We start from the raw sequence: 19,016 nt of genomic DNA on the forward strand, positions 1-19,016 counted from the left end.
CAGGTTAAAACAGTGTGATCAATTGCTGCGTAGTAGCTTGGCTTCCAGATGATCCAGATGCAGGGTCATCAAGTTGACGGCTTTGCCGGCATCGCCATGCTCCACCGCCTCCACAATCGCCCTATGTTCCTGCCACGCACAATACGTGCAAGCCTTGGCCTCAAACTGCGCAATCGCCAATGAGGTCAGCGGCACCAGGCTGTTGAGAAACTGTGCCAGCGGCGCGTTGCCCGCAATTGCCGCCAATTGCAGGTGAAATTCCCCGGAAAGGCGAATCGCCGGGCCACGTTCGTCACGCTCGATGCAGTCGCGCTCCCGTGCGATCAACTCCCGCAGTTGGCGGATCTGCGCCGGTTTCGCCTGGGCACACGCCAACTGCACCACGGTGATTTCCGTCAGGCGCCGCGCCTCGAGAATCTGCTGGGTCTGTTGTGCATCCGGTGCCGCCACCTGGGCGCGGTGGTTGGGCCGCAGGATGATCACTTGCTGGTGCGACAGCCGCGCCAGCACCCGGCGAATCACGCTGCGGCTGACGCCAAAACTTTGCCCGAGGCTCTCCTCGGTAAAACGGCTGGCGGGGGCGATGCGTTGCTCGAGAATGGCGTCGAACAGTGCCGGGTAGATGTCGTCCACCGAGAGTTTCGGCTTGCCCACCAGGCGCAACGGCGTAAAGGGGAAAGGGGTGTGCAGGGCGTGAGCGGTCATGCGCGGTCTCCTGGAAGTCAGCTACCCAGATGGTCATCCGGGATGTTCAAGCGAATGCCCATGCGCAAGCCTTCCTGCAGGATATGCCGGCGCATTTCGGCGCTGGCCAGGGCGCTGTTCTTGTTGCGGATCGCGCGCACCACGGCGTCGTTTTCCTGCAAGCGTTCCGCCAGGTGTTCGGGGGAGTTGCGCAGCACCTGGGCGCTTTGCTTGAGGGCGTTGCTGGTCTGTTGCACCACGTTCTGGAAGATCGGGTTGGAGGTCAGGGCGAACAGTTCTTCGTGGAACGCGATGTAGGCGTTCATCCCGGCTTCGCTGTCGCCGGCGTCGAGGGCTTCGCGCATGTCCATCAGGGTCAGGCGCAGTTGCCCGACTTCCTTGCTGCTGATGGATTGCGCCACCAGGCCGACGATAAAGGGCTCGAGGGTGTAGCGCAGTTGCAGGATGTCTTCGAGGCTGGCGTCGGCCACGCCGCTGTCCTGGGCCTGGGATTCGCTGAGGGTGGTTTCCAGCACCACCACGCCCTTGCCGGGCATGGAGCGTACCAGGCCGAGGGTTTCCAGCACGATCACCGCTTCGCGCAGGCTCGGGCGGCTGATGCCCATTTGCTCGGCCAGTTCACGCTGGCCGGGCAGCATCTCGCCGCGCCGCCACTGACCCCTCGCCAGGGCGGCGCGCAGTTTTTCTACCACTGAATTGACGACGGTTGACGAGGTAATCACGTGTGGCTCCCTTTAAATTGAACTGTCTGCTTTGTGTGGCGAGGGAGCTTGCTCCCGCTGGACTGCGCAGCAGGCCCATTTTTTGGGGCCGCTTCGCGCCCCAGCGGGAGCAAGCTCCCTCGCCACAGGGGGTGAGTCTGTCTCATCAGAACTCTTGGTGGGCGGGCAGCACCGGTTTCTTGGCCTGGAAGGCATACCCTTGTTGACCGTCCAGCACCTTGTTGGCGCGCTGGATATCGATGTCTTTTTCCCAGCGGGCGATGGCCACGGTGGCGACGCAGTTGCCGATCAGGTTGGTCAGCGCCCGGCCAATGCCCATGAACCAGTCCACCGCCAGCACCAGCACCAGGCCCACCACCGGAATCGCCGGGATTGCGGTGAGTGTCGCCGCCAGAATCACCAGTGCCGAACCCGGAATCCCGTGGGCGCCCTTGGAGGTGATCAGCGACACCAGCAGGATGGTCAGCAGGTCGGTCATCGACAGCGGTGTGCCGGTGGCATTGGCGATAAACACGATGGCCAGGGTCAGGTAGATGGAGAAACCGTCGAGGTTGAACGAGTACCCCGTCGGAATCACCAGGCCCACGGTGGAGCTGCCAATCCCGAGGTGCTCCAGTTTACGCATGATCTGTGGCAACACGGCATCGGAGGACGCGGTGCCCATCACGATCAACAGTTCTTCCCGCAGGTACTTGAGCAGCGGCATCATCCGCAGGCCCGACAGGCGCATCACCAGCCCCAGAATCACCGCGACGAACAGGAAGCACGTAAGGTAGAACAGGCCCACCAGGCTGCCCAGGTGTTGCAGGGAATCCAGGCCGTAGGTGCTGGTGGTGAAGGCGATGGCGCCGAACACGCCGATGGGCGCCAGGCGCACGATCATGCCCATGATGCGGAAGATCACGTGGCTCAGCTCGTTGATCAACCGCGAGATGCCGGAAGCGGCTTCGCCCACCAGGTTCAGTGCGCTGCCGAACAACACCGAGAACAACAGCACTTGCAGCACGTTGTTGTCCGCGAAGGCGCCGATCACCGAGTTGGGGATCAGGTCCATCAGGAACTGGCTGGTGCCCTTGATGTGTTGGCCGCGGTCTGCCAGTTCATTCAGGCCGGCAGACGACAGTTGCTCCAGGTGGATATTGGCGCCGGTGCCGATCCCGGTGCTGAAGGCCATGATCAGGCCGATCACCAGGGCCACGGTGGTCAGTGCTTCAAAGTAGATCACCGACTTGAGGCCGATGCGCCCGACTTTCTTCAAGTCGCCGGCACCGGAAATACCGCTGACCACCACGCAGAAGACGATCAGGCCAATCAGCATTTTGATCAGCTTGATGAAGCCGTCACCCAGGGGTTTGAGTTGCGAGGAGAATTCAGGGAGGGCGAGGCCGCAGATTATGCCGATCACCAGGCCAATCACGACTTGCAGGAAAATCGAACGCGAGCACCATCTGAGCATGGGAAGGATCTCTATTCGGTGCCCTGGTGGGTCCAGGGCTTAATTGTTGTGGTCTGACCGGTATGTCCAGTGCGGGGCCAGTCTACGCTCGGTTTTTTTCAAGTCGCAAGTAAATATTATGCGGATGGCAGGTCCCGGTCTGACCAGTTGGTCCGCAAGGTTCGTACTTGAGCGGTTGGCGGCCCGGAATTTTTTTCGCTTATCATCCCGGGCTTGGTTCACAGGGTGAGTTATGGATATTCCAGGATTGATCACGGACGCGGCGGGCGTCACCAGCTGTACGTGGCGCACGGCGGCGCCGGAGTACCCGGATTACCACGACCACGAATGGGGCGTGCCGGTGGCCGATGACATTGCGCTGTACGAGAAGATTTGCCTGGAAGGTTTTCAGGCCGGCATGGCGTGGATCACCATCCTGCGCAAGCGCGAGGCGTTTCGGCGGGCGTTCGAGGGCTTTGATTTTCGCCGGGTGGCGCAGTACACCGAGCAGGACATCGAGCGATTGATGGCCGACCCGGGCATCGTGCGCAATCGCGCCAAGATCGTGTCCACCATCAACAACGCCCGGCGCGCCTGTGAGCTGGTGGATGAGACCGGCTCGCTGGCGGCGTGGTTGTGGTCGTTTGAACCGGCCGCCGATGAGCGCCCGGCCGTGGTGGACATGGCGTACTGGACGGCCAACCCCACGTCAGCCGCGTCAACGCGCTTGTCCAAGGCCCTGAAAAAGCGTGGCTGGAGCTATGTGGGCCCGACCACGATGTATGCGTTCATGCAGGCGATGGGCATGGTCAACGACCACCTTGAAGGCTGTACCTGCCGGCCTCGAATCGAACACCTGCGCCACCACTTCAAACGACCCTGAGCCACTGACTGTGCGCGGTTAAAACTGTGGGAGCTGGCTTGCCGGCGATGGCGGTGGATCAGCAAACACAACTGTGTCTGATGCACCGCCATCGCAGGCAAGCCAGCTCCCACAGGAGGGTGCGGTGGCGCGGGTTAGTGGGGCAGCGGCGTGAGCACGTCGGCCTTGTCATCCATCACCATCACTACCAGCAGTTTCGCCGGTTGGGTCTGGCTGGCATTGCTGGATTCAAAGTGCCGCGAGCCGGCAGGTTCATAGAACGACTGGCCGACCTTGTAGGTGATCGCCTTTTCATCGTTGACCCGCGAGATGATTGCACCTTCCAGCACATAGGCCACGGCCGTGCCGGTGTGGCTATGGGGCACGGTGGCCTGGCCCGGGGCGTAGTCCACGGTGAGCATCACGGTTTTCTTGCCGGGGACGTTGGCCAGGGCGTGTTCCTGCAACACGTTGATCTTTTCCTGGTTGTACACCGGGTCGTGGGCAAAGGCGCTTAACGAGGCCAGCAGCAGGGTGGTGCCGAGCAGTACTTTCATGGTGAGGCTCCGAGTGAGTCGAGACCCGTTCACCCTAGGCCCCGATCCGGATTTGACCAATAGCCAATCCGGCGGAAATTCCCTCAGCCAATCTGTCGCAGGATATCCCGCACCACGTCCAGCGCCGGGTCAATGTCCAGGGTTTCGATCGCGCCAAACCCGATCTTCAGTCCCTCGCGTACCGGTGTGTCGTGGAAAAACACGCTCAGCGGATAGAGCCCCACGTCAGCCTCCCGTGCCAATTGGGTGAGCTGCGGAATATTCACCGGCACCTTGCACAGTGCGGCCAGATGGAACCCGGCCACGGTGGGCACCACGTCGAACCACGGCGAGAGGTCCCCCGCCAGGCGCTGCAGAATCCGTTCCCGGCGCCCGGCATATACCCCATGGCAGCGCCGAATGTGCTTGAGCAGGTAGCCTTCGCTGATGAACTTGGCCAGGGCCCATTGCGGCAGGGTGGAGCTGTGCTGGTCGGTGAGTTGCTTGGCCTTGAGCACCGCGCCGAAAATCGCCGGCGGCAACACCGTGTAGCCCAGGCGCAACTCCGGCAGCAGGGTTTTGGAGAAGGTCCCGACGTAGGCGACCACGCCGCGGGTGTCCATGCTTTGCAGGGAGTCGGTGGGGCGGCCCTCGTAGCGGAATTCGCTGTCGTAGTCATCCTCGATCACGATGGCGCCCAACGCCAGCGCACGTGCCAGCAACGCCTCACGGCGCGGCACGCTCATGGGCATGCCCAGGGGGAACTGATGGGACGGTGTCACGTAGATCAGCCGCGTGCCGTCGGGAATCAAGTCGACCCGCAGGCCGTGTTCGTCCACCGGCACGCCCACCACGGTCGCCCCCATGGCGTCGAACATCAGTCGCACCGGGGTGTAGCCGGGGTCTTCCATGGCGACGACGGTGCCCGGTTCCAGCACCACGCGGGCGATCAGGTCAAGCGCCTGCTGGGCGCCGTTGGTGACTACGATGTCGTCTTCGCTGCACCTGACCCCACGGGAAAATGCGATATGCCCGGCGATTGCACTGCGCAGGGCCGGCAAGCCTTCCGGCCGGCTGTAGAAGCCGCTGTCCTGTGAGATACGGCGCAAGGCATCGAGGGTGCAGCGCCGCCATTCATCCTGGGGGAACTGGCTGCGGGCGGTGGCACCGCCGATAAAGTCCCGGCTCGGGCGGGTTTCACGGTTGGGGTGACCCATGGGCGCGGGAAGGGCCTGCCACTTGGCCAGGTTGGCGGCGCAGGCAAGGTCGGCGGCACTTTGCAGGTGTTCGCGGCGCGTGGCCCAGGCGTTGACGAACGTGCCACGGCCGATCCTGCCGACCAACAACCCTTCGTAGGTCAGCGCCGCGTAGGTGTCTGAGACTGTCTTGCGCGACACGCCCAGTTGCAGGGCCAGCAAGCGGCTGGGAGGCAATTGCGACCCGGCCACCAGTTGTCCCGACTCAATGGCCGTGCGCAATTGCTGGTAAAGCTGTTCGGCCAGGTCCTTGCGGCCCTTGATAACGACGTGCAGTTCCATGTTTCATCCAGAGGCAAGCAATCACCCGCAAGATTACCGCAAGTCACCCGCCAGCCGAATCAGGACAGGAAACCACCGTCCACATTCAGCGATACACCGGTGGTGTAGCTCGACGCATCGCTGGCCAGGTACAGCACCGCGCCGGCCATCTCGCTCGGGTCGGCCACGCGCTTGAGGGGGATCTGCGCCAGGGCCATTTTCAGGATCGAGTCGTTCTTCACCAGTGCCGAGGCGAACTTGGTGTCGGTCAGGCCCGGCAGCAGTGCGTTGCAACGAATGCCGAACGGCGCGCATTCCTTGGCGAAGACTTTGGTCATGTTGATCACGGCGGCCTTGGTCACCGAGTAGATGCCCTGGAACACACCCGGCGAAATCCCGTTGATCGAGGCCACGTTGATGATGCTGCCACCGCCGTTTTCGCGCATCAGCTTGCCGGCTTCCACGGACATGAAGAAGTAGCCGCGAATGTTCACGTCGACGGTCTTCTGGAACGCGCCCAGGTCGGTGTCCAGCACGTTGCAGAACTGCGGGTTGGTGGCGGCGTTGTTGACCAGGATATCCAGGCGGCCGAACTGTTCGCGGATCGCGGCAAACACGTTGGTGATCTGTTCCATTTCGCCGATATGGCAGGCAATTGCCGTGGCCTTGCCGCCGTCGGCGATGATCGCGTCGGCCACGTGCTGGCAGCCGTCGATCTTGCGGCTCGACACGATCACGTGGGCGCCTTGCTGGGCCAGCAACTTGGCGATGGCCTCACCGATACCGCGGCTGGCGCCGGAAACGAAAGCGATCTTGCCGTCGAGGTCGAACAGTTGGGTCTTGGACATGGTTTTTCCTTGAAGAGGGTCAGAGGGAAGACTGTTTGATGACATTCAGGCTCATCTGCTCAAGCAGCTTGTTCATGTGAATGAACTGCGCAAAGCGTTTGTCCTGGGTCTGGCCATGGAAGAAGCGGTAGTAGATCTGCTGCACGATGCCGGCCAGGCGGAACAGGCCGTAGGTGTAGTAGAAGTCGAAATTGTCGATCTGGATCCCGGAGCGTTCGGCGTAGTAGTCGACGAACTGGCGGCGGGTAAGCATGCCGGGGGCGTTGCTCGGCTGGCGGCGCATCAGTTGCACCGGGGCCGGGTCGGCCGCTTCGATCCAGTAGGCGAGGGTGTTGCCCAGGTCCATCAGCGGGTCGCCGAGGGTGGTCAGTTCCCAGTCCAGCACGCCGATGATCTGCATCGGGTTATGCGGGTCGAGGATCACGTTGTCGAAGCGGTAGTCGTTGTGGACGATGCTCGAGGTGGAGTGGTCGGCCGGCATCTTGTCGTTGAGCCAGGCACGTACCGCTTCCCAGCTTGGGGCGTCGGGGGTCAGGGCTTTTTCGTAGCGGTCGCTCCAGCCGCGAATCTGCCGCTCCACGTAACCTTCGGGCTTGCCCAGGTCGGCCAGGCCGCAGGCGCTGTAGTCGACCTGGTGCAGCTCGACGAACTTGTCGATAAAGCTTTTGCACAAGGCTTCGGTTTTCGCCGCGTCCAGGCCCAGTTCCGGCGGCAGGTCCGAGCGCAGGATGATCCCGTTGACCCGCTCCATCACGTAGAACTCGGCACCGATCACTGACTCATCGGTGCAGTGCACGTAAGCCTTGGGGCAGTACGGGAAACCGTCCTTGAGCTGGTTGAGAATCCGGTATTCGCGGCCCATGTCGTGGGCGGACTTGGCCTTGTGGCCAAAGGGCGGGCGGCGCAGCACGAATTCCTGGCCGGGGTATTCCAGCAGGTACGTCAGGTTGGAGGCACCCCCGGGGAACTGGCTGATTTTGACGCTGCCGCTCAAGCCCGGGATATGGGCCTTGAGGTAGGGATCGATGAGGCTGGCATCAAGTTCTTCGCCGGGGCGAATCTGGGTCGATTGGTCATTAAGCGCCATGCTTATCCCTTCTGCTTATTCTTAAGGCCTTGGACTATTGGCTAATCTAATGCGCGCGGCCGCCAAGCCACAAGGTTGGGGCGGCTTAATAGGTTAGCGTGTTGGCCGATGATCAGCGGGCTTGATGTGCTCAGATCACCAGAACTGCGCGCCCGCCGGGGTTGCAGGACAGGTTGGCACCGATTTCGACTTTTGCCAGGTCGATGCCCAGGCCGGCGAGCAGGTTATTGACCAGCGGGTCGAGGAGCGGGCTGAGCAGTCCGGAGATGATGCCGCTGAGCAGATTCAGTACGCCGGTGACCAGGCCGACCACCAGGTTCAGCACCAGCCCAATCAGTCCGCCCTGTGTCGGTGGATGGTTGATCAACTGGATGCCATTGAGGGTGTTGCTCAAGCTGCCCACCACGTTGTTGGAACTGAAACTGAAGTAGTCCGGGGGGCTTTTCAACTCGGGCGGCGACAGGTAAGTGTGGTTCCGGACGGTCTTGGCCACGCTGCTGTCGATCTTCAGGCTGATGCCACCCACGCCATACGGTTGCCGGGGATCGCAGACACCGTTGCTACAGGTCTTCACCCCAAGGTCGAGTAATGGGAATTCGTCAACGTTCAGTGGTGCTGTGGAGGAAAACAGGTTTTTTGGGTCGATCTGGCCCACCATCAGCCTAACCGCCGAGGTGGTACCGAGCACCGACAAGGCTTTGTCCGCAGGCCCGTTGCAGCGATATCCGGTGACCGTGCTGCTGCCGCTGGCGGCTTCCAGTGCTACATCGATTTGCTGGCCGATTTTGGGGTCAAAGGAGCTGCCTAACAAGATGCCCACCAGCGCCGTTACCCCGCCCAGTAAATCGTTCACCGCGCCGATTGCCGGCAGTTTCACCGAGATCAACGTCCTGACTTGCGCGGTCCTGACGTAGATCGGCTGGGTGGCGATCAGCTTGGGGTTACCTATGGCGGAAACCTGTGCCGGTTCAATGACCTTGGTCTTGACCGTGATATTCAGCAGTCCCAGCACATCCACCGGCAACTCCACCGCGACCGCGTTGTACTTGTTCGACAGTTGCACAAACCCCTGGATCAGGTTGAACAGTTGCAGGTTAACGTCCAGGGCGCTCTTGTCGGTGCCGTTCTGGATGGTCAGCAGGTCGCCCAGGTGCAGGATCTTGGTGCCGGGTGCAATCAGCTTGATCGCTTCCAGGTTATTGATCACCACCTTGACCGCATCGCCCCCCAGCTTGAGTACATCTATCGCGGCCTGGATCAGATCGCCGACGCTGGCGTCGGTCTTGAGCAACTCGTCGTAGTTGCCGGCGCTGACCTTCAATTGAATCGCCAGCGCGTCCAGGTAACTGAGCAGGTTGATATCGGTATTGATCAGGCCCTTCCAGCCCACCGCGTCGAGTTGCAATTTGCCCCCCAGCAGTCCGCCGATCAACGCATTGAGTGCGGCGGACTTGGTGCTGTCCACGGTCAGCAAGGTGCTGCGGATGGTCAGTACGGCCACCGGTGGCGCGGGCACGGCGGCCACGGCCACTGCCTGCAACCGGATGGTCGGCTCGAAAGGGCCGGTGGAGAGCAGCATGAACAGGCGGTTGGCGATACTGGTGACGACGCGGTGGGTGGCGATGACCTGGATCGCATCGGACCTTGAGGGATTGGGGCTGAAGGCGCGCATGAAGTCAGCCCCGGTGACCAGGGTGCCACAGGTGGTCGCCAGGGTACGGTCTGCGTTGAGCGGGAAATCATTGCGGGCTGCGCTTTGGATCGCGAATTGCGCGGCGTTGGTATTCGGCGTCACGCAGGCGCCGCCGCGGGTGACCACTTCCAGCGCCGCGGTGTCGGCAACCCGTTGCAGCTTGCGCTTTTCCAGGTACAGCCGGCCGCTGTCGACCACCAGCAACAGGAACAACAGTGCGATCCCCAGGGTCATCGCACCCATCAGTCCTATTGCGCCGCGTTGGCGGGCCGAGCCGGGTCCTTGGCAAACCATCCTGCGTTCCTTCGCCGGTCCAGTACCGGCATCCTGAGTATCCCCTCAGGCAGTGTAGTCAGGTTTTGCAAGGATTCATGGCTATTGGCCATTATTTTCGCGGAGGCAGTGCCACGGGCGTCAGCACAGGGCGGCCGGCAAAGTATTCCAGCAGGTTGTCCGCCACGCGCTGCACGGTGTCATGGGCGGCTTCCGGCGACAGGCCGGCGACGTGGGGCGTGAGCACGGTATTGCTGAGGCGCTTGAGCGCGTCGGGCACGTTGGGTTCATCGTCGAACACGTCCAGTGCCGCGCCGCCGATGCGCCGTTGCTCCAGGGCGGTAATCAGGTCGGCGGTGACCACCACGCTGCCACGGCCGATGTTCACCAGGAAACCGTTGGGCCCCAGTGCGTCGAGGGCCTGGCGGTCGATCAAATGTCGCGTGCTGGCGCCGCCCGGGGTGGCCAGGATCAGGAAGTCCGAGGCCCGCGCCAGTTCCACGGCGGTGGCGCAGTAGGTGTAGTCCACGTCCTCGCGGGGCTGGCGGTTGTGATAACTCACCTCCATGCCAAAACCCAGGGCGGCCCGCTTGGCGATTTCCAGGCCCACGGCGCCCAGGCCGAGAATGCCCAACTGTTTGCCGGCCAGGGAAGGGCGCATTATCTTGGGCCATTCGCTGCGCCGTATCGCTGCGTCCGCCCGGGGAATGTCCCGCACCAGGCACAGCAACAACGCCATGGCGTGGTCGGCCACCGACGGCGCATTCACCCCGGCACCATTGGTGACCACGATTCCACGGTTGCTGGCGGCTTGCAGGTCCACGTGTTCATACCCGGCGCCGATCACGCAGATGATCTCAAGCAGCGGCAGCGCGGCGATTTCCTCGGCGTACAGGCCCAGCGGGCCACGGGTCAGCACCGCCTGGACCTGCCCGCCGTGGGTCTTGATGGCCTTGGCGCGTTCGGCCGGGGTGGGCGCAAGAATCACGTGAAAGCCATTGCCTTCGATGATCGGCAGGTAGTCGTTGATGGTTTCAACCAGGACCAGAACGGTGACGGGCATCGGAAGGTTCTTCCTGAAGGATTAGAGGCTTGGATTATGCGGGATTTGTAGTCCCGATCGTTTCTTTACCGCAGAAAAATTTCATTTCTCACCAGCCTAATCTGATTTTCCAGACCGCTCGTCCCAGGCCTTTTTACTGCAGCAGACTTCGACGACTTTCCTTAGCAGAGACGTCATGGATGCATGTTCCTGCCACCTCCGAAATCGTCGAGTGGACCTCTTATGGCTACAAGCACAGCCCATCAAAAAACCTAGCTTGGGAAGATATTGTCAGCAGCACCCGATACGGCCCGGCCAAATACAAGCCCGGTATAAATATTGAAAAGCTTGAGCGAGAAGCCTATAAAAATGGAGTGCCAAGCACTCATGCAAAACCCTGGAAACTCAGGGAGTATCCGCAAGTCATAGGTGCCAGTGATGGCAAGCCCAGCTACTGGGTTCGAATTGAGTCAAGCGCGGGCGTCATACATGGTCATCCGGTTTCCGAGCAGGAATTCAGGAGGTTAACAAGTTGATCTCACTAGGCTTTATTGACGGAAACGTCACCCATGATGATCTCTCCATCTTGCAGGATGGGGCGATGGAGAGTCAGGTTCACCTGTTGAAAGAGGACATGCTTCAGGTTGAATACGCCGGTGGGCTTATATTGGATGTCGGCTGGTACCCCTCCTTCGATACCCATGGTGGGTTCCGCATCAATGTAATAAGAAATTACGACTGGGACCGCCCAGTGATTGCGTTAACGGCGCACGCAGCCGGTGATCTGGTGGAGCAACTGGCTGTTGCGCAGAGCGCGATCAATGGCGAACTGCGCAACGTATTGAGAACCTCGGCTTAGGTAAAGCTCCAGGCTTTAGAAGCAGATATCGTCAGCTTTCACACGCTGCACAAATGCCCCGGCCAAGGTTGCGTTATGGTGCTCGATAATCGATGCGGCCGATAACGCCGGAGTGTCCATGCAAGTATGGGCATCCTCCGGCAGCAGCACCGAGAACCCCAGCTCCACGGCCACTCGGCACGTCGTGTCGATGCAGTACTGGGTTTTCATCCCGACGATCACCAGTTCATTCACCTGTGCCGCCGCCAGTTGCTGCGACAGCTCGGTACCGAGAAAACAGCTGGGCCGGGTTTTATTGAAAACCGTGTCGCGAGCTTCATCAACCTCCAGTGCTGGCCATAGTTGCCAAAACGGGCTGCCCACCTCGATGGGCGAACCCGCAGGGCCGGTGTGACGTGCAGCGAAAACCGGCACGCCAACGTGTCGGGCGCGCTGAATCAGCTGGTTGATGTTGTCGAGTACGCGCTGGCGTTCGTAGGGTTTTTCCGGACCATCGTACAGACCGGTCTGCATGTCGATGATCAGCAGGGCGGGGCGCTTGTTGTCAGGCATGGTGCTGCTCCTTGTGTTTGCCAGATGGCGGAGCAATAAAAAGGCCCCGTCCATTGCTGGCGGGGCCTTGGGTAAATCCGGGTGGCTTAGTTTGCGCGCCACTCATCGCTACCACACGACCCGCCGGAAGCGGTCGTGGTGGTGGTGCGGGTGAGGGCCAGCTGAATAAGGTTCATGGGCCGATCATGCTGGCGCTGGCGTTTGGCTGTCAACGCGTCAGCCGAGGTTTTTTTCCGGGATCAGGAGATTCCTGGCGGCAGCGAGGAATTCATCAGACAGGCCGTTGCCTTTGGTCGCACGTGCCAGGGTGAGGGCGCCGACCATCATCGCGTACTGGGCAATGGCGGCCTGCCGGTCACCTTCGGGGGTTCCGGTGGCCTGGGTAGCGGCCAGGATGCCCATGGACGCTTCAAAGCCCCGGATAAAGCTGCGTTGCAACGCGCTGTCGGCGGCTTCATGGCACATCTCCCCGGCAAAAGCCGCAACCGGGCAACTGTCCCCGGGGTTGTCACGATTGGCGGCCGACAGATACGGATCAATCAACGCCAGGCGCGCAGCCTCGGGATCAGGGCTTTGCTCGACCCTGGCCTGCCAGCGCTCGCTCGATTGCTCGAATGCCCGGTTGCAGGCTTCCGTGGCCAGCGCCTCGCGGGACTCGAAGTGCCCGTAGAAACCGCCATGGGTCAGCCCGGCGGCGGCCATCACGTCCGACACGCTGATGCCATGGATGCCCCGTTCACGAAACAGCCGCGTGGCGGCCTCGACGATGATTTCGCGGTTGAGTTCGGCTTGTTTGCGGGACACGCGTGGCATCGAGGGCTCTCAGGATCAGGTGGTGGCAGGGATGGGCGGCATCATAAAACGTTTAGCTGGCGTACTGCGCGATCCCGTTGCCGAACGACCAGTTTTCCTTCTTGACCTCCACCAGGCTGATAAACACATCTTCCAGGCGCACCGCCAGTTCACGGTGCAAGCTCTCGGCAATGGTTTTGTACAGCAGCTTTTTCTGCTCGGTACTGCGGCCTTCGTTCAGAGTGATCTGGATGATCACCAGGTTGTCGGTGCGCTGGATGCCCAGGTACTCCGGGTCATAGATGAAGTGGTGTTCATCGTGCTCGGTGAGGATCTGGAAGTTGTCGTGTTCAGGCACGCCGATGGCCGTGTGCATGGCGTTGTAGATCAATACGCCGACGCGCTTGGCGTAGGTGACGTCGGGGTTTTTCCGAAGGTCGATGCGCACGATTGGCATGGCAGGTAGTCCAGTGAGGGGCGTGCTTTAAAAATACATGACGTGATGAATTTATAAAATAGATTTCTTATGAAATGTAAAATTGACGCTGCCAAAATCGCCTTCAATCCTCTGCACCGCACAACCATTCCTCAGCTAAGTCTTTGCTTCTTCAAGCGAATCCCGGACAATCGCGCCCCTGTTTCGGTCGTGGCGCTGCCTGTCAGGTTTTTCTGACTCGTCTCGACTGAGTGAATGCGGAGATCCGAACGGATGAATGATCAGGCCAATAGCGTCGACGAACGCTACGCAACGACACCTGCAACCCTCACAAGCTGGAGCCGCCAGGACACCACCTGGATGCTCGGCCTGTTCGGTACGGCCATCGGCGCCGGCACCTTGTTCCTGCCGATCAACGCGGGCCTTGGCGGCTTCTGGCCGTTGGTGATCCTCGCGCTGCTGGCATTCCCGATGACGTTTTTCGCGCACCGTGGCCTGACCCGCTTTGTGCTCTCGGGCCGTGAAGGCTCGGACATCACCGACGTGGTCGAGGAGCACTTCGGCCTCAAGGCCGGTGCCGCGATCACCTTGCTGTACTTCTTCGCGATCTTCCCGATCCTGCTGATCTACAGCGTGGCGCTGACCAACACCGTCGGCAGTTTCATGGAACATCAACTGCACATCGCGCCGCCGCCGCGGGCGATCCTGTCGCTGGTGCTGATCCTCGGCCTGCTGGCCGTGGTGCGGTGTGGCGAGCAGGTGATCGTCAAGGCCATGAGCCTGATGGTGTATCCGTTTATCGTCGCCTTGCTGTTCCTCGCCGTGTACCTGGTGCCGCACTGGAACGGCGGCATCCTCAGCACCGCCAGCACCGTGCCGGCCCCGTCGGCGCTGCTGCATACCCTGTGGCTGGCGATTCCGGTGATGGTGTTCTCGTTCAACCATTCGCCGATCATCTCGGCCTTTGCGGTGGACCAGAAGCGCCAGTACGGCGAACACGCCGAGGAACGCAGCTCGCAGATCCTGTCCCGGGCACACATCCTGATGGTAGTGATGGTGCTGTTCTTCGTGTTCAGTTGCGTACTGACCCTGTCGCCGGCGCAACTGGCCGAAGCCAAGGCGCAGAACCTGTCGATCCTGTCCTACCTGGCGAACCACTTCAGCAACCCGACCATCGAGTTCGCCGCGCCGCTGATCGCGTTTGTGGCGATTGCCAAGTCGTTCCTGGGCCATTACATCGGCGCCAGTGAAGGCCTCAAGGGCCTGGTGCTCAAAAGCGGCCGTCGCCCGGCTGCCAAGACCCTGGACCGCATGACGGCTGCCTTCATGCTGGTGGTGTGCTGGATCGTCGCGACCCTCAACCCTAGCATCCTCGGCATGATCGAGACCCTGGGCGGGCCGATCATTGCGTCGATCCTGTTCCTGATGCCGATGTACGCGATCCGCAAGGTACCGGCGATGGCCAAGTACCGTGGCCAGGCGTCCAACGTGTTCGTCACGGCGGTGGGCCTGGTGGCGATTACCGCGCTGATTTATTCGCTGGTGTCCTGACAGCACCCGGTTTCAGTGCAATGATCACGGCCAATTCGCAGACAGCGGATTGGCCGTTTTTTTTGCCAGGGAATTAGGGATTGAACACCAAGCCTGAGAGCGACACCACGCCGAACCGTGCACAAGACTTGCTGGCCGGCCTGTCCATCGCCGGCCTGTTGCTGCCCGAGGCCGTGGCCTATTCCAGCATCGCCGCGTTGCCGCCCCAGGCGGGCGTGATCGCCTTGTTTGCCGGGTTGTTGTGCTACGGCCTGTTTGGCACCAGCCGCTTTGCGATTGTCTCTGCCACATCGTCCTCGGCGGCGGTGCTGGCGGCGGCCACGGCAACGCTGGCGGGAGACGACCCGGCACTCAGGCTGAGCCTGGCAATGGGCCTGGTACTGGTGACGGGGGCGTTTTTCCTGTTGGCCGGGATGCTCAAGCTGGGCGGGCTGACCTCGTTTATCGCCAAGCCGGTGTTGCGTGGCTTTGCCTTTGGCCTGGCGCTGACGATCATCCTCAAGCAGTTGGCCAGCGTGGTGGGCGTGCACCTGACCGATAACAACCTGATTCGCTTCCTGCCCCAGCTCCTGGAGCAACTGCCGCGCTGGAACTGGGCCGCCGCTGCCGTTGCGGGCGTCGCGTTGCTGCTGCTCTGGCTATGCGCGCGAGTTCGGCGCCTGCCGGGCGGGTTGCTGGTGGTGATCCTCGGGATTGCCGCCGGCCAGTGGCTGGATCTGCAGGCCCATGGCGTGGCGTTGATCGGCGTCATCGACCTGCGCCTGGAACTGGCGCATTTGCCGGTATTGCCGTTCGCCGACTGGCTGCGCCTGGGAGAGTTGGCGTTTGCCATGGTGATGATTCTTTACGCCGAGTCCTACGGCTCCATCAGCTCCTTCGCCCTCAAGCATGGCGATCGCGTGTCATCCAACCGTGACCTGCTGGCGCTGGGGGCCGCCAACCTGCTGTCCGGGCTGTTCCAGGGCATGCCCACCGGCGCCGGGTATTCGGCGACATCGGCCAATGAGGCGGCGGGAGCCAACTCGCGGCTGGCGGGAGTCGTGGCGGCGCTGGTGGTGTTGGTGATCGTGCTGACGGTGCTGCCTCTGGTGGCGCTGACGCCGGAGCCGGTACTCGCCGCCATCGTCATCTATGCGTTGGGCCGTGGCTTGAGCCTGCAGCCCCTGGGCCGCTATTTCTCCTGGCGCCGCGATCGGTTGCTGGTGATCTGCGCGGTGGCAGCGGTGTTGGTGCTGGGGGTGCTGGATGGGTTGTTGGTGGCCGTCGGAATCAGCGTGGTGTTGATGCTGCGGCAGATGTCGTCGGCGGACGTGCGTGAGCTGGGGCGCATTGACGGTGGGCATGATTTTGTCGACTTGCTCCATCACCCGAGCGCCGAACAGATCCCCGGCGTGCTGATCGTGCGGCCCAGTGAAGCGCTGTTCTTCGCGAATGCCGAGCGAGTGCTGGGGGCCGTGTTGAGCCTGATGCGACATTCCACGTTACCGCTGCACACCATCGTGCTCAGCCTGGAAGAATCCCCCGACCTGGACGGCACCAGCATCGAGGCGTTGCAGGCGTTTTTCGTACAGGTGCGAGGGGAGGGCAAATGCCTGGTGCTGGCCCGCGTACGGCATGAGGCGCAGGAGGTGTTGCAGACGCTGCCTGAGGCGTGTGCGCCCCAGGTGCTGATCAGCGGGTTGAGTGTCGATGGTGCAGTGCAACTCGCGTTGCAACCCACCGCCTGAATGCAAAAAGCCCCGACTGGTCGGGGCTTTTTATTGACGCGAGCTTACCGGCGGCGGAACAACGGCAACGGTTCATCCGTCGCGGCCTGGTACGTCACCGAGAAATCCTTGAGGCTTTCCAGCGCTTCATACGGGTCTTTGTCCGCGCGCAAGGCGAAGGCATCGAACCCGCAGCGGCGCAGGTAGAACAACTGGTCGCGCAGCACATCGCCAATCGCCCGCAGCTCGCCCTTGTAACCATAACGGTCACGCAGCAGGCGGGCGTTGGAGTAGTTTCGACCGTCGGTGAAGGCCGGGAAGTTCAGGGCGATGACCTGGAAGTGCTCCACGTCATCACCGATCTCTTCGGCTTCTTCATCGGCGTCCAGCCATACACCCAGGCCGCCGTCGCGGGCCTTGAGGGCGTGAGCGTGCTCGCGCCACAGGGCCAGTGGCACGATCAGGTCGTCGCAGTTGGAGATGCCATCGAAGCTCGCATCCTTGGGCAGCAGGTGCCAGGTTTCGTCGAGGACTTCGTTGTTCTTAATGATTCGCTGCATAGACGCGCTCCTTGAACAGGTCAATGCCGATGCGCTGGTAAGTGTCGATGAAACGCTCATCTTCGGTGCGCTGTTCGACGTACACGTCGATCAGCTTGCCGATCACGTCAGGCATGGCTTCCTGGGCGAAGGACGGGCCGAGGATCTTGCCCAGGCTCGCATCGCGGCTGGCGCTGCCACCCAGGGACACTTGGTAGAATTCTTCGCCTTTCTTGTCCACGCCCAGGATGCCGATGTGGCCGACGTGGTGGTGACCACAGGCGTTCATGCAACCGGAGATGTTCAGGTCCAGCTCGCCGATGTCGAACAGGTAGTCCAGGTCGTCGAAACGGCGCTGGATCGATTCGGCAATCGGGATCGACTTGGCGTTGGCCAGGGAGCAGAAGTCGCCGCCCGGGCAGCAGATGATGTCGGTCAGCAAGCCGATGTTCGGCGTGGCAAAACCCTGCTCGCGCAGCTCGCCCCACAGGGTGAACAGTTGAGACTGTTCAACATCGGCGAGGATGATGTTCTGCTCGTGGGAGGTGCGCAGTTGGCCGAAGCTGTAGCGCTCGGCCAGGTCGGCGACGCCGTCCAGTTGCTTGTCGGTGATGTCACCCGGTGCAACACCGGTAGGTTTCAGCGACAGGGTCACGGCGACATAGCCCGGCTTCTTGTGGGCCAGGGTGTTGCGGGTGCGCCAGCGGGCGAAACCCGGGTGCTGCGCATCGAGCTCGGCCAACGCGGCGTCCTGATTGCTCAGGGCCTTGTAGTCGGGGTCGACGAAATGCTTGGCAACGCGGTGCACTTCGGCGTCGGTCAGGGTGGTCTGGCCGCCGCGCAGGTGTTCCATCTCGGCGTCGACTTTCTGGGCGAACACCTCGGGGGTCAGCGCTTTTACCAGGATCTTGATCCGGGCCTTGTACTTGTTGTCACGACGGCCGTAGCGGTTGTAGACCCGCAGGATCGCGTCGAGGTAGCTCAACAGGTCCTGCCACGGCAGGAATTCGTTGATGAAGGCACCCACTACCGGCGTACGGCCAAGGCCACCGCCGACGAGCACACGGAAGCCCAACTCGCCCGCCGCGTTGTGCACCGGCTCCAGGCCGATATCGTGCACTTCGATGGCGGCGCGGTCCGAGGTCGAGCCATTGATGGCGATCTTGAACTTGCGCGGCAGGTAGGCGAATTCCGGGTGGAAGGTGGTCCATTGACGGACGATTTCACACCATGGGCGGGGGTCGATCAGCTCGTCAGCGGCAACGCCGGCGAACTGGTCGGTGGTCACGTTGCGCAGGCAGTTACCGCTGGTCTGAATGGCGTGCATCTGCACGGTGGCCAATTCAGCCAGGATGTCCGGCACGTCTTCCAGGGCCGGCCAGTTGAATTGAACGTTCTGGCGAGTACTGATGTGGGCGTAGCCCTTGTCGAAGTCGCGGGCAATCTTGGCCATCATGCGCGTCTGACGGGAAGTCAGTTGGCCATAAGGCACGGCAACCCGCAGCATCGGCGCAAAGCGCTGAACATAAAGGCCATTTTGCAGGCGCAGAGGGCGGAACTCTTCTTCGCTCAGTTCACCTGCCAGATAGCGTCGGGTCTGATCACGGAACTGCTTGACGCGGTCCTCGATGATGCGCTGATCGTATTCGTCGTATACGTACATATAGGTCCTGTTCTCGGCAAATCTGCGCGCACGGCCGCGCACTCCCAACGGAGCCGGCGCACGATACCAGTTTGCGTTTATGCGCAAAAGTGATGTTTGAGTATATGCAAATAACCAAATGGCCTAATGAGAACGGTTATCGCGATACCCACATTTGTCATGCGGGCAATCATGAACTTTACTGTGCTCGTGTCTTTG

19 protein-coding genes are annotated in these 19,016 nt (G+C 61.6%); 5 read left to right on the plus strand and 14 right to left on the minus strand.

All coding sequences use genetic code 11. The features are described 5' to 3' along the window. Positions 1 to 18: 18 nt before the first annotated feature. The 3 genes from HX824_RS20340 to HX824_RS20350 all read right to left on the minus strand — a co-directional run bounded on the left by HX824_RS20340 (position 19) and on the right by HX824_RS20350 (position 2,883). Positions 19 to 705, minus strand: a complete 687-nt coding sequence (locus HX824_RS20340) for a GntR family transcriptional regulator (protein ID WP_177054987.1) — start codon at positions 703 to 705, stop codon at positions 19 to 21. Between the two features lie 17 nt (positions 706 to 722). Beyond that, positions 723 to 1,427: a FadR/GntR family transcriptional regulator gene (locus HX824_RS20345; RefSeq protein WP_003212959.1), complete on the minus strand. Its 705-nt coding sequence runs from the start codon at positions 1,425 to 1,427 to the stop codon at positions 723 to 725. A gap of 145 nt (positions 1,428 to 1,572) precedes the next feature. Further along, a complete protein-coding gene (locus HX824_RS20350) occupies positions 1,573 to 2,883 on the minus strand; it encodes a C4-dicarboxylate transporter DctA (RefSeq protein ID WP_008433031.1) in 1,311 nt (436 codons plus the stop codon). Between the two features lie 232 nt (positions 2,884 to 3,115). On the opposite strand from HX824_RS20350, the gene HX824_RS20355 reads away from it, so the two are divergent. Next, positions 3,116 to 3,745 (plus strand): DNA-3-methyladenine glycosylase I, encoded by a 630-nt coding sequence (locus HX824_RS20355; RefSeq protein WP_102604667.1) that lies wholly within the window; start codon positions 3,116 to 3,118, stop codon positions 3,743 to 3,745. A gap of 134 nt (positions 3,746 to 3,879) precedes the next feature. On the opposite strand, the gene HX824_RS20360 is transcribed toward HX824_RS20355, so the two are convergent. From HX824_RS20360 to HX824_RS20385, 6 genes are all read right to left on the minus strand, one after another. Then, positions 3,880 to 4,281: a cupin domain-containing protein gene (locus HX824_RS20360; RefSeq protein ID WP_177054988.1), complete on the minus strand. Its 402-nt coding sequence runs from the start codon at positions 4,279 to 4,281 to the stop codon at positions 3,880 to 3,882. An 83-nt stretch (positions 4,282 to 4,364) separates the two neighbouring features. Further along, a complete protein-coding gene (locus HX824_RS20365) occupies positions 4,365 to 5,798 on the minus strand; it encodes a PLP-dependent aminotransferase family protein (protein ID WP_102604666.1) in 1,434 nt (477 codons plus the stop codon). A 59-nt stretch (positions 5,799 to 5,857) separates the two neighbouring features. Beyond that, positions 5,858 to 6,625: an SDR family oxidoreductase gene (locus HX824_RS20370; protein WP_003210776.1), complete on the minus strand. Its 768-nt coding sequence runs from the start codon at positions 6,623 to 6,625 to the stop codon at positions 5,858 to 5,860. 19 nt (positions 6,626 to 6,644) lie between these two features. Continuing rightward, positions 6,645 to 7,712: a phosphotransferase family protein gene (locus HX824_RS20375; protein ID WP_177054989.1), complete on the minus strand. Its 1,068-nt coding sequence runs from the start codon at positions 7,710 to 7,712 to the stop codon at positions 6,645 to 6,647. A 130-nt stretch (positions 7,713 to 7,842) separates the two neighbouring features. Next, on the minus strand, positions 7,843 to 9,699 hold the full coding sequence (locus HX824_RS20380; RefSeq protein ID WP_177054990.1) for a pilus assembly protein TadG-related protein: 1,857 nt from the start codon (positions 9,697 to 9,699) through the stop codon (positions 7,843 to 7,845). Positions 9,700 to 9,790: 91 nt separating this feature from the next. Next, positions 9,791 to 10,741, minus strand: a complete 951-nt coding sequence (locus HX824_RS20385) for a 2-hydroxyacid dehydrogenase (protein ID WP_177054991.1) — start codon at positions 10,739 to 10,741, stop codon at positions 9,791 to 9,793. A gap of 29 nt (positions 10,742 to 10,770) precedes the next feature. Here HX824_RS20385 and HX824_RS20390 point away from each other — a divergent pair, with 29 nt between their 5' ends. After that, positions 10,771 to 11,256, plus strand: coding sequence for a hypothetical protein (locus tag HX824_RS20390; RefSeq protein ID WP_177054992.1), 486 nt, complete (start codon positions 10,771 to 10,773; stop codon positions 11,254 to 11,256). Further along, the gene (locus tag HX824_RS20395) at positions 11,253 to 11,579 is read left to right on the plus strand and encodes a hypothetical protein (protein ID WP_003210784.1); all 327 of its coding nucleotides are present in this window, start codon (positions 11,253 to 11,255) and stop codon (positions 11,577 to 11,579) included. Before HX824_RS20390 ends, HX824_RS20395 begins: the two co-directional genes overlap by 4 nt. Before the next feature lie 15 nt (positions 11,580 to 11,594). Here the strand turns inward: HX824_RS20395 and HX824_RS20400 are convergent, their stop codons facing one another. The 3 genes from HX824_RS20400 to HX824_RS20410 form a co-directional block, all read right to left on the minus strand. Next, positions 11,595 to 12,131, minus strand: a complete 537-nt coding sequence (locus HX824_RS20400; RefSeq protein ID WP_003210786.1) for a cysteine hydrolase family protein — start codon at positions 12,129 to 12,131, stop codon at positions 11,595 to 11,597. Positions 12,132 to 12,347: 216 nt separating this feature from the next. After that, positions 12,348 to 12,944, minus strand: a complete 597-nt coding sequence (locus tag HX824_RS20405; protein WP_177008205.1) for a TetR/AcrR family transcriptional regulator — start codon at positions 12,942 to 12,944, stop codon at positions 12,348 to 12,350. 52 nt (positions 12,945 to 12,996) lie between these two features. Beyond that, entirely contained in the window at positions 12,997 to 13,380 is a 384-nt protein-coding gene (locus HX824_RS20410; RefSeq protein ID WP_102369271.1) for a tautomerase family protein, read from the minus strand. 252 nt (positions 13,381 to 13,632) lie between these two features. Here HX824_RS20410 and HX824_RS20415 point away from each other — a divergent pair, with 252 nt between their 5' ends. Together HX824_RS20415 and HX824_RS20420 are read left to right on the plus strand one after the other, a co-directional pair. Then, the gene (locus tag HX824_RS20415; protein ID WP_102604662.1) at positions 13,633 to 14,910 is read left to right on the plus strand and encodes a serine/threonine transporter; all 1,278 of its coding nucleotides are present in this window, start codon (positions 13,633 to 13,635) and stop codon (positions 14,908 to 14,910) included. An 80-nt stretch (positions 14,911 to 14,990) separates the two neighbouring features. Beyond that, a complete protein-coding gene (locus HX824_RS20420) occupies positions 14,991 to 16,637 on the plus strand; it encodes a SulP family inorganic anion transporter (protein WP_177054993.1) in 1,647 nt (548 codons plus the stop codon). Positions 16,638 to 16,681: 44 nt separating this feature from the next. Here the strand turns inward: HX824_RS20420 and HX824_RS20425 are convergent, their stop codons facing one another. Both HX824_RS20425 and HX824_RS20430 read right to left on the minus strand, forming a co-directional pair. Continuing rightward, complete coding sequence (locus HX824_RS20425) at positions 16,682 to 17,176, minus strand: DUF934 domain-containing protein (RefSeq protein ID WP_003210798.1); 495 nt, start codon at positions 17,174 to 17,176, stop codon at positions 16,682 to 16,684. Continuing rightward, on the minus strand, positions 17,160 to 18,818 hold the full coding sequence (locus tag HX824_RS20430) for a nitrite/sulfite reductase (RefSeq protein WP_003210800.1): 1,659 nt from the start codon (positions 18,816 to 18,818) through the stop codon (positions 17,160 to 17,162). Before HX824_RS20430 ends, HX824_RS20425 begins: the two co-directional genes overlap by 17 nt. Positions 18,819 to 19,016 lie beyond the last annotated feature (198 nt).

Origin of the sequence: Pseudomonas sp. D4002 (genome assembly GCF_013385665.1) — a bacterium.
Classification (GTDB): domain Bacteria; phylum Pseudomonadota; class Gammaproteobacteria; order Pseudomonadales; family Pseudomonadaceae; genus Aquipseudomonas.

Bases quoted from the DNA above. Each gene is read 5' to 3' on its own strand.
- HX824_RS20365 (WP_102604666.1), bottom strand. From the start codon at position 5,798: ATGGAACTGCACGTCGTTATCAAGGGCCGCAAGGACCTGGCCGAACAG.
- HX824_RS20415 (WP_102604662.1), top strand. From the start codon at position 13,633: ATGAATGATCAGGCCAATAGCGTCGACGAACGCTACGCAACGACACCT.
- HX824_RS20410 (WP_102369271.1), bottom strand. From the start codon at position 13,380: ATGCCAATCGTGCGCATCGACCTTCGGAAAAACCCCGACGTCACCTAC.
- HX824_RS20380 (WP_177054990.1), bottom strand. From the start codon at position 9,699: ATGGTTTGCCAAGGACCCGGCTCGGCCCGCCAACGCGGCGCAATAGGA.
- HX824_RS20370 (WP_003210776.1), bottom strand. From the start codon at position 6,625: ATGTCCAAGACCCAACTGTTCGACCTCGACGGCAAGATCGCTTTCGTT.
- HX824_RS20425 (WP_003210798.1), bottom strand. From the start codon at position 17,176: ATGCAGCGAATCATTAAGAACAACGAAGTCCTCGACGAAACCTGGCAC.
- HX824_RS20355 (WP_102604667.1), top strand. From the start codon at position 3,116: ATGGATATTCCAGGATTGATCACGGACGCGGCGGGCGTCACCAGCTGT.
- HX824_RS20350 (WP_008433031.1), bottom strand. From the start codon at position 2,883: ATGCTCAGATGGTGCTCGCGTTCGATTTTCCTGCAAGTCGTGATTGGC.
- HX824_RS20375 (WP_177054989.1), bottom strand. From the start codon at position 7,712: ATGGCGCTTAATGACCAATCGACCCAGATTCGCCCCGGCGAAGAACTT.
- HX824_RS20385 (WP_177054991.1), bottom strand. From the start codon at position 10,741: ATGCCCGTCACCGTTCTGGTCCTGGTTGAAACCATCAACGACTACCTG.
- HX824_RS20340 (WP_177054987.1), bottom strand. From the start codon at position 705: ATGACCGCTCACGCCCTGCACACCCCTTTCCCCTTTACGCCGTTGCGC.
- HX824_RS20405 (WP_177008205.1), bottom strand. From the start codon at position 12,944: ATGCCACGCGTGTCCCGCAAACAAGCCGAACTCAACCGCGAAATCATC.
- HX824_RS20360 (WP_177054988.1), bottom strand. From the start codon at position 4,281: ATGAAAGTACTGCTCGGCACCACCCTGCTGCTGGCCTCGTTAAGCGCC.
- HX824_RS20430 (WP_003210800.1), bottom strand. From the start codon at position 18,818: ATGTACGTATACGACGAATACGATCAGCGCATCATCGAGGACCGCGTC.
- HX824_RS20400 (WP_003210786.1), bottom strand. From the start codon at position 12,131: ATGCCTGACAACAAGCGCCCCGCCCTGCTGATCATCGACATGCAGACC.